General features: G+C 71.0%; 11 protein-coding genes and 1 pseudogene. 6 read left to right on the top strand and 6 right to left on the bottom strand.

From position 1 onward, the window contains the following. The first annotated feature begins 298 nt into the window (after positions 1-298). Positions 299-3,640, top strand: a complete 3,342-nt coding sequence (locus ABZ714_RS34490; RefSeq protein ID WP_358829320.1) for a S8 family serine peptidase — start codon at positions 299-301, stop codon at positions 3,638-3,640. Between the two features lie 122 nt (positions 3,641-3,762). On the opposite strand, the gene ABZ714_RS34485 is transcribed toward ABZ714_RS34490, so the two are convergent. The 3 genes from ABZ714_RS34485 to ABZ714_RS34475 form a co-directional block, all read right to left on the bottom strand. Then, complete coding sequence (locus ABZ714_RS34485) at positions 3,763-4,839, bottom strand: NAD(P)-binding domain-containing protein (RefSeq protein WP_358829319.1); 1,077 nt, start codon at positions 4,837-4,839, stop codon at positions 3,763-3,765. Positions 4,840-5,031: 192 nt separating this feature from the next. After that, positions 5,032-5,697: a TetR family transcriptional regulator gene (locus ABZ714_RS34480; protein ID WP_358829318.1), complete on the bottom strand. Its 666-nt coding sequence runs from the start codon at positions 5,695-5,697 to the stop codon at positions 5,032-5,034. Positions 5,698-5,836: 139 nt separating this feature from the next. After that, positions 5,837-6,943 (bottom strand): Ku protein, encoded by a 1,107-nt coding sequence (locus tag ABZ714_RS34475; RefSeq protein ID WP_358829317.1) that lies wholly within the window; start codon positions 6,941-6,943, stop codon positions 5,837-5,839. A 40-nt stretch (positions 6,944-6,983) separates the two neighbouring features. Here ABZ714_RS34475 and ligD point away from each other — a divergent pair, with 40 nt between their 5' ends. Both ligD and ABZ714_RS34465 read left to right on the top strand, forming a co-directional pair. Next, positions 6,984-7,862 carry a non-homologous end-joining DNA ligase gene (gene ligD, locus ABZ714_RS34470; RefSeq protein ID WP_358829316.1) on the top strand — a complete coding sequence of 293 codons (879 nt, stop codon included), beginning with the start codon at positions 6,984-6,986 and terminating at the stop codon, positions 7,860-7,862. Beyond that, complete coding sequence (locus ABZ714_RS34465; RefSeq protein ID WP_358829315.1) at positions 7,859-8,776, top strand: ATP-dependent DNA ligase; 918 nt, start codon at positions 7,859-7,861, stop codon at positions 8,774-8,776. The genes ligD and ABZ714_RS34465 overlap by 4 nt, the downstream gene beginning before the upstream one ends. Positions 8,777-8,809: 33 nt before the next feature. Here the strand turns inward: ABZ714_RS34465 and ABZ714_RS34460 are convergent, their stop codons facing one another. From ABZ714_RS34460 to ABZ714_RS34450, 3 genes are all read right to left on the bottom strand, one after another. Next, positions 8,810-10,612 carry an FG-GAP-like repeat-containing protein gene (locus ABZ714_RS34460; RefSeq protein WP_358829314.1) on the bottom strand — a complete coding sequence of 601 codons (1,803 nt, stop codon included), beginning with the start codon at positions 10,610-10,612 and terminating at the stop codon, positions 8,810-8,812. Positions 10,613-10,832: 220 nt separating this feature from the next. Further along, positions 10,833-11,045, bottom strand: a complete 213-nt coding sequence (locus ABZ714_RS34455) for a DUF397 domain-containing protein (RefSeq protein WP_358829313.1) — start codon at positions 11,043-11,045, stop codon at positions 10,833-10,835. Beyond that, entirely contained in the window at positions 11,042-11,920 is an 879-nt protein-coding gene (locus ABZ714_RS34450; protein WP_358829312.1) for a helix-turn-helix transcriptional regulator, read from the bottom strand. Before ABZ714_RS34450 ends, ABZ714_RS34455 begins: the two co-directional genes overlap by 4 nt. An 88-nt stretch (positions 11,921-12,008) precedes the next feature. Between ABZ714_RS34450 and ABZ714_RS34445 the strand changes: the two genes are divergently transcribed. The 3 genes and pseudogenes from ABZ714_RS34445 to ABZ714_RS34435 all read left to right on the top strand — a co-directional run. Continuing rightward, a complete protein-coding gene (locus tag ABZ714_RS34445) occupies positions 12,009-12,212 on the top strand; it encodes a hypothetical protein (RefSeq protein ID WP_358829311.1) in 204 nt (67 codons plus the stop codon). Beyond that, complete coding sequence (locus ABZ714_RS34440; protein WP_358829310.1) at positions 12,209-12,373, top strand: hypothetical protein; 165 nt, start codon at positions 12,209-12,211, stop codon at positions 12,371-12,373. The genes ABZ714_RS34445 and ABZ714_RS34440 overlap by 4 nt, the downstream gene beginning before the upstream one ends. A gap of 2 nt (positions 12,374-12,375) precedes the next feature. Beyond that, positions 12,376-12,614: pseudogene (locus ABZ714_RS34435) on the top strand (hypothetical protein); the annotation flags it as partial.

The following is a 12,614-nucleotide window of genomic DNA, read 5'->3' as shown; positions in this document are numbered from 1 at the left end:
TCCCGCAGCGTCGACGATGCCCGGCATGCCGTGGAAGAAGGTCCCGTTCGTGAAGAGGTCCGCCGCCCGGCCCACCCGGCTCACCCGGCCCGGCCGCCGCGAAGACCCGCCGCGACGGGTCCCCGAACCCCGCTCGTACGACGCCCGGCGAGCCTGAAACGTTCGTTACGGGGCGGCTGTTGAGCCGCCGAATCCACCCATGCATACTTCCGGCACAGGGGGCGTACAGACGTACGTGTACCCCCGTTCGGAGCGGGCTTCTCCGGCCCCTCCGCATCGCTCCTCATCTGGGGGAATCTTGCGCAGTCCAACGAGGAAGACGACCTCCGCGGCGATCGCCGCCGTGGTCGCCGCGGCTCTGACGGCGGGCCTGACCAGCCCGTCGTCTGCCGCGAACGGCGCACCGGGCGGCGCCCCGGCCGCCGCGAAGGCCGGGGCCCCGGGCCCCGCCGTCCACACCGTCACACTCATCACCGGCGACCGGGTCCTGGTGGACGCCAGGGGCCGGGTCGTCACCGTCCAGCGCGCCAAGGGCCGGGCCGGTATACCCGTCTTCACCGAGGTCCGCGGCGGCCGGACCTATGTCGTCCCGTACGACGCCCGGCGGCTGATCTCCGACGGCACGCTCGACCGGCGGCTCTTCGACATCACCGAACTCACCCGGCCGGAGAGCCTCAAGGCCCACCGCGCCGGGCTGAAGGTCATCGTCGGCTACCGGGGCGCCGCCGCGCAGGCGGCCAGGGCCGGGGTTCGGACGTCCGAAGGCACCACCGTCCGCCGGACCCTGCGGACCCTCGACGCCGACGCCGTGACCGCGGCCCAGGGCCGTACCGGCGAGCTGTGGGAGGCCCTGACCCGGTCCCGCGCCGACGGTTCGACGGCCACGACCTCCGGGATCTCCCGGATCTGGCTGGACGGCGTCCGCAAGGCGACGCTGGACCGCAGCACCGGGCAGATCGGCGCGCCCGCCGCCTGGGCCCGTTCCCTGGACGGCACCGGGGTGAAGATCGCCGTCCTGGACACCGGGATCGACGCGAGCCACCCCGATCTCGCGGGCCGGGTCGTCGCGGCGAAGAACTTCAGCACCGCCGCCGGCTCCGAGGACAAGCACGGCCACGGTACGCATGTGGCGTCCATCGCGGCCGGCAAGGGGGTCAAGGACCGCCGTTTCAAGGGTGTGGCACCGGGCGCCGAGCTGATCAACGCCAAGGTCCTCAACGACGGCGGCAGCGGCGACGACTCCGGGATCGTCGCGGGGATCGACTGGGCGGTCGCCCAGGGCGCCGATGTCCTCAATCTGAGCCTCGGGGGCTACGACACCCCCGAACTCGACCCGCTGGAAGCCCAGATCAACAAGGTCTCGGCCGAGAAGGGCGTCCTGTTCGCGGTCGCCGCGGGCAACTCGGGCCCCGAGGCGCGCACCATCGACTCGCCGGGCAGCGCCGAAGCGGCCCTGACCGTCGGCGCCGTCGACGACAACGACCGTCTGGCCGACTTCTCCTCGGTCGGCCCGCGGGCCGGTGACGGCGGCCTCAAGCCCGATGTCACCGCGCCGGGCGTGGCGACCACGGCCGCCGCCGCCGCGGGCACCACCGGGCAGAACCCGCCCGGCTACACCACCATGTCCGGTACGTCGATGGCGACCCCGCACGTCGCGGGCGCGGCGGCGATCCTCAAGCAGAAGAACCGGGAATGGACCGGCGCCCGGATCAAGGCGACGCTGATGGCGTCGGCCGTCGGCGGCGCCTACTCGCCCTTCCAGCAGGGCGCGGGCCGGATCCGGGTCGATCAGTCGGTCGACCAGACCGTGACGGCCGATCCGGCCTCGGTCTCCCTGGGGACGCAGCAGTGGCCCCACCACGACGACACCCCCGTCACCAAGAAGATCACCTACCGCAACAGCGGCACCGCCGACGTCACCCTCGACCTGACGGCCGTCTCGGCCGTCGGCGGCGACGGGCGGCCCGCCCCGGCCGGGTTCTTCACCCTCGGGGCGCGGCGGATCACGGTTCCCGCGGGCGGTACCGCGGCGGTCGACCTGACCGCCGACACCCGGCTGGGCGGCACGGTGAACGGCTCCTACTCGGTGACCGTCGCCGCGACCGGCGGCGGTACGAGCGTCCGCGTCCCGGCCGCCGTGGTGCGCGAGGTCGAGTCGTACGACGTCACCTTCAAGGCCATCGGACGCGACGGGGCCCCCAGCCCGGCCTGGAACGCCATCCTGTCGCCCCTGACCGGGCCGGAGGCCGGGCAGGAGATCGCGCCCGATCTGACCGGGGCCACCACCACGGTCCGGATCCCGCGCGGTACGTACGAGATGTCGGCCTTCGCGCCGGTCGACCCGGCCGCGCCGGAGAAGGGCGGCGATGTGATCCACGCCCCCGTGCTCTCCGTGACCGGGCCCGTCACCGTCGCCCTCGACAGCCGCGACACCAAGCCGGTGACGGTGAAGGTGCCCGACGCGGCGGCCCGGCAGACCGCGGTGGGGATGTCCTACGTCCGGGAGACCGCCGACGACTACTACAGCCGCAGCGTCGACTTCAGCAGCTTCGCCGATGTCCGTACGGGCTACATCGGCCCGCGCCTCACCGACGGCTCCCTCACCCAGACCTGGTACACGCAGTGGGTCCGGGGCACGACGGAGTACAACACGCTCTCCGGCGGCCCGGTCGAGCGGCTGGCCACCGGCTGGAACAAGACCTACGCGGCCAAGGACTTCGCGCTGCTGAAGGCGAGCGTCGGCGCCTCCGTCCCCGGCAAGCAGGGCGGTATCGGGGTCTACGGCGAACTGCCCGCCGGGTCCTCCACCTTCACGCCCTGGTCGGAGCAGAAGCTGCCGGGCACCCGGAACATCCATGTCACCACCGGTGACCGGGCGGCCTGGGACGTGACGGTCGCCCAGTTCGGTCCGCCGGACCCGGACGGCTACCCCACGTTCGAGGCGATCTACGGCAGCGGCGCCCTGAAGCGGTACACGAGCGGCCGGACGTACACCGAGGTCTTCAACAACGGTGTCCAGGGCCCGATCGTGGACGAGGGCAGCCGGATCGAGCGGGACGCCAACCACATCTACACGCCGCTGAACCTCTTCGCCGACGGCGCGGGCCATCCGGGCATGACCGGCTACACGACGGCGAAGACGACCCTGCACCGCAACGGCGCGCTCCACGCGTCGCAGCCGCTGCCGCTGGACGAGGTGGCGTTCCAGGTCCCGTCGGCTTCGGCCTCGTACTCCCTGGCGACCTCCGTCAACCGGAGCCCGGCGGTCACCTCGACCGCGACCCGGGTCGAGGCCTGGTGGACGTTCACCTCGGTCCGGGCCAAGAACCCGGCCGTGCTGCCCGTCTCCACGGTCCGCTTCCGGCCGGCGCTGGCGCTGGACTCGACCGCTCCGGCGGGCCGCTCCCAGACCTTCCCCGTCGTCGTGCAGGGCGCGGCGGCCGGGGCGAACCTCAAGACGCTCGCGGTCTGGGTGTCGTACGACAACGCGAAGACCTGGAAGTCCGTCCCGGTCAAGAGCGGCAAGGTGACGGTGGTCGCCCCCGCGAAGGGCAAGGGGCTGGCGCTCAAGGCCCAGGTCGTCGACAAGAAGAACAACAAGGGATCGGTCGTGATCCACAACGCGTACCGCGGTAAGTAGTACGCGGCACGACGCGACAAGGGGCGGCCCGCCGGAACGAGATGTTCCGGCGGGCCGCTCCGCCGTTGGGACTCACGGTCGTCGGGACGGGTCTCCGCCGCCCGGACCCGTCTTACGAGGGCTCAGGCGGCCGGCCGGCGCCAGGCGGGTTCCGTGGTGGCCAGCCAGCGGCGCAGCCTGCGGGCGACATGGGTGGCGTCCGTCCCCACGCCGTGGATCCCGCCGGAGAGCAGGGACCGCTGGCCTTCGAGGCCGACGAAGGCGAGCCCGGGGTGGACCGTCGACATGCCGGACCGCTGGCGGGGAATACCCCGGTGGTCCAGTGCGCCGATCGGGCGCAGATACTCCACCGCGGGGCGGTAGCCGGTGGCGAGGAAGACGGTGTCGACGTGTTCGGTGGTGCCGTCGGCCCAGCGGATGTCGGTACCGTCGGCCGCCGTGAACAGTTCACGGCGGTCGAGGAAGCCGGTTTTCAGGGCTTTGCGGTAGATGTCGTCGTTGTCGACGACCACCGCGGACTCGCGCAGCGGTATGAAGGCCCCGACCGGTAACAGCAGTCCGGTTTCGAGGGCTTTCCAGCTCGCCCGGCTGCTGGGGGGCTTGAGTTTGGTGTACCTGACCGGCCGTCGGCTGGTCAGGGTGGTCCGCGCTCCCCCGGCGATCTCGTGGGCGATCTGGATCGCCGAGTTGGCCGCGCCGACCACGACGACCCGCTGTCCCGCGAAGGGTTCGGGCGAGCGGTACTCGGCGGAGTGCAGCACCTTCCCGGTATAGGCCGCGAGGCCCGGTATGTCGGGGCGGTGCGGATTGCCGAAGGTGCCGGTGGCGGCCACCACGACCGGTGCGCGCAGCGCCTCGCCGGTCTCCGTCGTCACCTCGAAGCCGTCGGAGGTGGTGTGGACGGCGGTGACCCGGCTGCCGGTCCGGATCTCGCAGTCGAGCCGGGCGGCGTACGTCCGCAGATAGGCCACCATCTCGTCGCGGCTGGGCAGATGGGCGGCCCGGGCGGGGAACGGCATCCCGGGCAGCCGTGACAGCCGGGCGGGGGTGAAGATGGTCAGGCTGTCGTAGTAGTGGGGCCAGGATCCGACCGGTTCGGCCCCGGCTTCCAGCACGATCGGGCTGAATCCCTGGTTCCGCAGGGCGTAGGCGGCTCCGAGGCCCGCCTGTCCGCCGCCGATGACGATCGCGTTGTCCATGTCTCTGGTTCCTCCGCTCCTTCGGACCGGGCCCGCCGTACGCGGCGTACGGCTTCCCGGCCGGTGTCCGTGGTCGTTCCGATTGCTCGCGGTCGGCTCTCGCCGCCGCTGTCCGGTCGGTACGGGTGGCTGGTTCGGGGAGGTGGTGTTCCGGGGAGCGGTGGTGTTCCGGGCGTTCTCGCGTACGCCGGTTCAGTCGGCGGCCGGGGCGGCCGTTCTCTCGGTCAGGGACAGTCCGCCCTCGACGGCGCCGACGGCGGCGTCGAGGAGGGTGACGAGCGGGGTGGTGCCGCCGAGCCGGTGCCAGAGCGCCATGCTGGCCTCCATCGCCCCCCCGACCACGTAGAAGACGAGTTCGAGGTACGGATCGCCGGGCGGCAGCCCGGTCCGGCGGGCCAGGGCATCGACGGTGATCCGCTTCTCCTCGGCCATGTACCGGACGAGCCGGGCGGCCAGCGCCGGATGCTCCGCCACCGCCGTGAGCCGGGTGAGCCATTCGTCGCGGTCGGCGTCCCACCGGGCCAGATCCCCCCGCCAGGCGTGGGCCATCGCGCACGGCGGGGAGAGACCGGCGGGGGCCGACACGATCCGGTCCGGGAGCTCCGCCAGCCGCTCCGCGTCGTCCGGGTACGGCACCAGCAGCGCGTCCTCCTTCACCGCGAAGTAGTTGAAGAACGTACGCGCCGAGACTCCGGCCGCCGCACTGATGTCCTCCACGGTGACCCCGTCGAGACCGCGTTCCGCGACCAGCCGCAGGGCGGTGACCGCCAGCAGCCGGTGCGTCTGCCTCCGCTTGCGCTCCCGAAGGCCGGGGGACCCGTCGGGGGCCCGGCCGCGCGCCTGTCCTTCCGTCGTCACCGTTCCACCGTACGAATAAGAGTGCAGATTCTGCAAGATTTCACAGGCTGCAAATTTCAGCCAACCTCGGTACGGGGCAGGCGGATCGAGCGGCACCGCCACCGGGAGACGGACACCGGGCCCGGCGGCGCCCGGACCGTCAGGCGGAGGCGCGCTTCTTCGGCGCGGCCTTCTTCGCGGTCCGCGCGGAGCCGGTCGACTTCACGCTCTTCGCCGCCGCCTTGGCGGTCTTGGCCGTCTTCGCCGAGGTGGACTTCTTGGCGTCTCCCCGAGCGGATCCCTTCGCGGCGGTCTTCGCGGGGGTCTTCGCGGAAGTCTTCGCGGGGATCTTCTTCGCCGCCGCCTTCTTGGCCGGGGCCTTGGCGGGCGCCTTCGCGGTGGCCTTCTTCCCGGCAGCCCGCTTCCGGGAGGAGATCGGGGTGACCTCGGCGGACTCCCCCGATCCGTCGGATTCACCGGATCCACTGCCCCTGGCCTCCCGGGCGGCCCGGACACTGCTCTCCAGCGCCGCCATCAGATCGATGACCTTCCCGCCGCCCTCGGCGGGCTCGGCCTCCGGTACGACTCCCCCGCCCTCCGCCTTGGCCGCGATCAGCCGCTCCAGGGCGACCCGGTAGTCGTCGTGCAGGGAGTCCATGGAGACCGAGCCGAGCGTGTCCATCAGGGCGTCCGCGAGATCGAGTTCGGCGTCCCGGACGGTGACCTCGGTCTCCGGCGCCACCCCCTCCGGGGTACGGATCTCGTCCGGCCAGAGCAGCCCGTGCATGGCGATCACATCGTCCAGCACCCGCAGCATGCCCAGCCGCTCGCGCCCCCGGAGGGCGAATTTGGCCAGCGCCACCTTGTCGCTCCGCTTGAGCGCCTCCCGGAGCAGGGTGTACGGCTTGGCGGCGGGCACACCATTGGCCGAGAGGTAGTACGCGGCCCCCATCTGGAGCGGATCGATCGACGAGGCCGGGACGAACGCCACGATCTCGATCGTCTTCGCCGTCGGCAGCGGCAGCGCCGCCAGGTCCTCGTCCGTGATCGGGACGATCGAGCCGTCCGCCTCCTCGTACCCCTTGCCGATCTCGGCGGTCGGCACCTCCTCGTCGTCCAGCTCGCACACCTTGCGGTAGCGGATCCGGCCGCCGTCCGTGGTGTGGATCTGGCGGAAGGAGATCGAATGGCTCTCGGTGGCGTTCACCAGCTTGATCGGGATGCTGACCAGCCCGAAGGAGATCGCACCGTTCCAAATGGATCGCACTTTGATCCCTTTCGCCCGATAAACATGTGATTCTCATCGTATGACGCCGATTACCGAGGTCGCCGGGCGAAGAGTGGCGCTCAGCAACCTCGACAAGGTCATCCACCCGGCGACCGGGACGACCAAGGGCGAGCTGCTGCACTACTACGCGGTCACCGCCGAGGCCCTGCTGCCGCATCTGCGGGACCGGCCGGTCTCCTTCCTCCGCTACCCGGACGGGCCCGACGGCCAGCGGTTCTTCACCAAGAACCCGCCGCCCGGTACGCCGTCATGGGTACGGACCACCCCGGTGCCGCACTCCGACGACCCCCGGGCCCGCCAGGTGGTGATCGACGATCTGCCGTCGCTGGTGTGGGCGGCGAACCTGGTCGTGGAGTTCCACACCCCGCAGTGGCGGGCCGGGACGCCCGGAGTCGCCGACCGGCTCGTCCTCGACCTCGACCCCGGACCGCCCGCGACGATCGAACAGTGTTGCGAGGTCGCGCTCTGGCTGCGGGACCGGCTGGCGGCGGACGGGCTCACGGCCTGCGCCAAGACCTCCGGGGCCAAGGGGCTGCATCTGCTCGTACCGCTGACCCCGACGCCCTCGAAGGACGTCTCCGCCTACGCCAAGGAACTGGCCAGGGAGGGCGAGGCGGCGCTGCCGGGGCTCGTACTGCACCGGATGAACCGCGCGCTGCGGCCGGGCAAGGTCTTCGTGGACTTCAGCCAGAACGCCGCCGCGAAGACCACAGCCGCGCCGTATACGCTCCGGGCCCGGCCCGAACCCACCGTCTCCACCCCGGTGACCTGGGAGGAGATCGCCTCCTCCGGCCCCGGCCTCGGATTCCGCTTCGAGGCGATCGGGCCCCGGCTGAAGCGGTACGGGGACCTGCTGGCCCCGCTCCTGGACCCGGCGCGGGCCCGGCCGCTGCCATGACCGGTCCCGGCCTTCATCCCCCCGTACGGGTGGCGCTGGCGGAGCCCGTGGACACCCTGCCGCGCGGGGCGGGCCTGGCGTACGAACCCAAGTTCGACGGCCACCGGATGCTGATCTTCCGGGACGCCGGGACGGGACCGGAGGGCGTACGGCTCCAAGCGCGCTCCGGCCGGATCGTGACCACCGCGTTCCCCGACCTCGCGGCGGCGGCGCTCCGGCTGCCACCGGGCACGGTCCTCGACGGCGAGGTCGTCGTCTGGCGGGACGGCCGTACGGACTTCGCGGCCGTCCAGAAACGGGCGATGGCGACGGAACGCCACGCGCCGGTCCTGGCGGGGACGCTGCCCGCGTCGTACGCGGCCTTCGACCTCCTCGCGGAGGACGGCCGTGACCTGCGGGGCCGCGCCTACCGCCACCGCAGGTCCCGGCTGGTCGCCCTGCTGACCCCGCTCGGCCCGCCGCTCCAGGCGGTCCCCATGACGTCCGACGCGGACGAGGCGACGGAGTGGTACGAGTCCCTGCCCGCGATCGGCGTCGAGGGCCTGGTGGTCAAACGCCTCGACGGCACGTACCGGGCCGGGGCGAGAATCTGGTGGAAGCTGCGCCATACGACCCCCCGCGACGCGGCGGTGGTGGGTCACACGGGCCCGGCGGACCGCCCCCGCGCGCTGGTGGTCGTCCTCCCCGACGACGACACCCCGATGGTCTCCGGCCCCTTGGGTCCGGCCCTCCGCGCCGAGGCGGCGGGGCTGCTGCCGCCGCCCACGGGCTCGGAGGGCCGGGCGACGGCGCCGGGCCTGGGCGAGGTGACGTACCGGGAGGTCGAACCGGGCCTGCTCGCGGAAACGGCCCTCCGCACGACCCGCCACACAACCCTCACGATCACCCGCCTGCGGACCCCGTCGGACCGGTGACCACACAGGTGGCCGTAAGTGCCGGTCCCGCCGTCAGCACCGGCTGCGCACGTTCGGATACCGGACCTCGATCGTGCCCGTCTTGTCGACGTGCAGGAACTCCGCCTTCCCGTCCCCGGTGATGTCGGCGAACTGGATCTCCTCCGGAGAGGCGCCGGTGTCCGGCACGACCTGACAGATGTCCTTGGTCCGGATGCCCCCTCCCCCGACCCCGAGGTTGAGCCAGGCCCGTGCGCCGCCCTTGAGGGTCAGCAGAATCGGGTCGGCGTATCCGTCCCCGTCGAGATCGGCGAATCTCATTTCACGGTCGAAGACGGCCGTGCCGATCCTCGTCGGAGCGGACCACTTCACCTGCTTCCGCCCGTCCTTGTGGGTCAGTCCCTGGTTGAACCAGGCCGTCACCTCGCTGCTCGGTTCGACCCACAGATAGTCGAGACCGCCGTTCCCGTCGACATCGGCGAACTGGATCTCCTTGAGTTCCGGTACGCGGTCGGCGGTGGCGGACAGGGGAACCGTGGCGTCGACGGCGTCCTCGCGCTGACACATCTTGCGGCCGTCCGGATTCTCGTCGATCCAGGTGTGGGCGGTCACCCCGCCGGTCCGGTCCACCACGACGCAGTCGGGCCATGTGTCACCGTCGAGATCGCCGAAACGCAAGGCGGCGGGGTCCGCTCCGGGCGCGGGGACGTAGGAGTTCGTCCCCTTGTCGCCGTAGCGCAAGCGCTCGTTCTCGACACCGCCGTTCCACCAGAACTGGAATCTCTGGTCCTTGCCGACCGTGACGATCTCGGCCTTGCGGTCCTCGTTGATATGGACGAACCGGAACGCCTCCGGGGCCGGGGACTCCTGAGCCGAGGTGGCGCCGCCGCCCTTCCGAGCCGTGCTCGGGCTGCTCGCCCCGGCGTTGTCGGCGGCGGGTGCGGCCGGGTCGGCGGCAGGCGGGTCGTCGTCGGATTCCCAGGGCATCGGGGCGAAGTAGAGGACCGAGGCGACGACCGCCAGAACGACGGCCGCGCCGATCGCGATCACCCGACGCCGTTTCGTGGCGGATTCACGCGCGGCCCGGCGCCGGGTGAAGGGCACCTCCGGTTCGGATCCCGTCTCGGGCTCGGGGCCCGGTACGTACGGTTCGGTACGCGTGGCGAGAAGGTGACGACGCAGAGCGGTGAACGTCCGGTGCCGGGGCGAATCGGCCCTGAGGATGCCGGAGTGGTCCCCCGGGAGGGCGGAACTGTCCGGGAAGACGGACTGCGCCGAAGCCCGGGGCACCACGCCGTCGCTCTCGCCCGCGTAGACCGAGACCGGAATGGGACAGGTCCGGTCGGTCACCTCGGTCGCGTGCACGACATCGCGCATCACCGTACGCAGCGTCTCGCTGACCCGGTCGTTCAGCGGCCGGAGGTCCTTCTCCTGCGGATTGCGCAGACCCAACGTACGCCGCCGCAAAGACAGCATCAGCTCGGAGCCGTTGCTGGGGCAGGCCAGCATGATCAGCCGCTGAATCCGGGCGAGTTCACGCCCCCTGCCGTCGTTCAGCATCCGGGCCAGATAGCGCTGGGCCACCAGCCCACCCTGGCTGTGGGTGACCAGGAGCAGTTGGTCGAACGAGCCGGCCTCGGTGGCCAGGTACTCCTTGAGGCTGTCGGCCACGGTGTCGATCGACGGAAAGACCCGTAACGGATGGACCGTCTGAAGCCCGGTCGCGTACTCGAACATCAGCGGTCTGACGAACCCGAGCCCTCGATCCGCCGCGATCAGCCGGCGTAACGGCTCCCATGCCTTCGGCCCGGACATGAACCCGTGAACCATCACGAGCCCCAGACGGCTGTCCCCCACGCGCCGATCCCTTCTCCACAGACGGAGCATTCACCCTAGCCCCGCACCCGACGCGGCCCCTCCGCACTCCGTGAAGTGGCCGGAATGCCGCTCCGCAACAGGCAAGCGGGGCGCGTTCCCGACGCCACCGCGCCCTGTCCTGTCGCAGGCTCCGGACAGGCGAGAGCCCCGGACTACCGGTCCGATCCGGCGGCAGCCCGGGGCTTCTGTCCTGCGGAACTCAGACGTCGGCGGTCTTGGCGAGCACCACGAGCCCGGCGAAAGCGGTGGCGGAGACCAGCAGAACCGGCCCACCCGCGCGCTTGGAATCCCGCACGGGGACTATGCCGGTCACGGAGGCGCGGGAGGGGGACCACTCGACACAGTCGCCTCCATTGGGGTCGCTGTAGCTGGACTTGACCCAGGTGTACGGGTGAGCAGCTCGGGGGGTCATCTCAAGTACTCCTCATAGGCGGTCTGGATACGGCTGAGTGTCTGATCGCGGCCCAAGGCTTCTGCCCGCAGTAGATCGTAGGTAGCCATGGCCGCCTTGGTGATCTTGGGCGCATCCTGCGGTCGTCCGCCTTGTGGACCCTCAGCATGGAGCACCGTGGGCTCACGCTCAAAAGTCAAAACCGTGAATGGTCGGCTCGTGGCTGGCACAGCCTTGAACGGGAGCAGCTGAAGGGACACGTTCGACCGCTTCGCATCCTCCAGCAGGCTCTGAAGCTGACCGGCCATCACAGTCGGCCCACCTGCTTCAACATGCAGGCACGCCTCATGGAGCACGACCCAGATATCAGGGGCGGGAGGGTCGACGCGGTCCAGGATCTCCCGCCGAGCCGTCCTGGCGAGCACCTTGGCTTCAACCTGCTCAGCCGAGAGCCGGGGGACGCTCATCCTGTACAGCGCCCGCGCGTAATCGGGGGTCTGAAAGAGCCCGTTCAAGTAGAGCGTCGAGTAGATATAGAGCGTCTGCGCTTGGCGCTCGTGCTGGAGATACGGCACGAACCACGACGGGTGGTCCCCCTCCAGAGCGTAGATGAACTGCCGGTACAGCACCGTCCCCGTACCGAAGGCCCGGTCGCACCCCTGCGCGAACCGTGCGCTCGGCAGCATCTTGCCGCGTTCAACCTTGGACACATAGGCCGCCGAGTAGCCGATCGCGGAGCCGAGGCCCGTTGTCGTTATCCGGCGGGCCTTCCGCATCTCGCGCACGTCAGCCCCGAAGACCTCAAAGGGGCTCAAAATTTCCGAGGCGCCATCCTCATTCATGCCGTGGCCTCCCACTTCGCCTTTGGAGTGGCTTCGAACGGTGTTCGTATCCATGAGCCAGGTCGCTCAAATGCCGCAAGTATAGGGCTAGTTGTGCTCATGTGGTCACTGAACGAATCCGAATGAAGACAAGGAGCTACCGATGGTCGAGGTACCCCGGCCCGGTGCCGTGGGGCAGCGCCCCGATTCCGTGAAGACGCTCACCTGGCCGCCGTGCGAGTGCGGGGGCCCGAAATGCCCGGACGCGGCACCGGCCCAGGAACCGGACCAGCACGACAGCCGGACCATGGCGCGGCTGCGGCCCCTGGTGGAGGAAGCCAACCAGCGTGCTGGAGGTGTGCTGTGAACTCACCGGAACAGTGCCGGGAGTGCGAACGGCTCCGCGCCCTGCTGAAGGAGGCGCGACGGGCGGGGGATTTGTCACGGGCCGTCGACTGTCGCGTACTGCTGCGCCGTCATCCCGACCACGACGGCATGCCCGTGGCGGCCACGGCGACGGAGCGGTAAGCGTGCGCGTACCGAGCTATCGCGTGGAGTTCACGGCGGAGGGGCCCGTCTACGGAAGCCTCCACACCGCCCGCGTCACGCTCGGGACGTTCGAGACCCCGTATCCCGGGCGGGCCCTGCGCTGGACCTGCATCCGAGCCCGCCGGATCGCCGACCGCCTCGACCCCGCCCCCCACACCCCCTGGGCCACCGGCACGCTACGCCGCCTGCCCGAGTACGCCGACGACACGGGCGACGCCCC

This window comes from Streptomyces sp. NPDC006798 (genome assembly GCF_040635975.1).
In the GTDB taxonomy this organism is placed as follows: domain Bacteria; phylum Actinomycetota; class Actinomycetes; order Streptomycetales; family Streptomycetaceae; genus Streptomyces.
The sequence above is the reverse complement of the archived record's forward strand: the minus strand, read 5'-3'. Positions and strand labels throughout refer to the sequence as shown.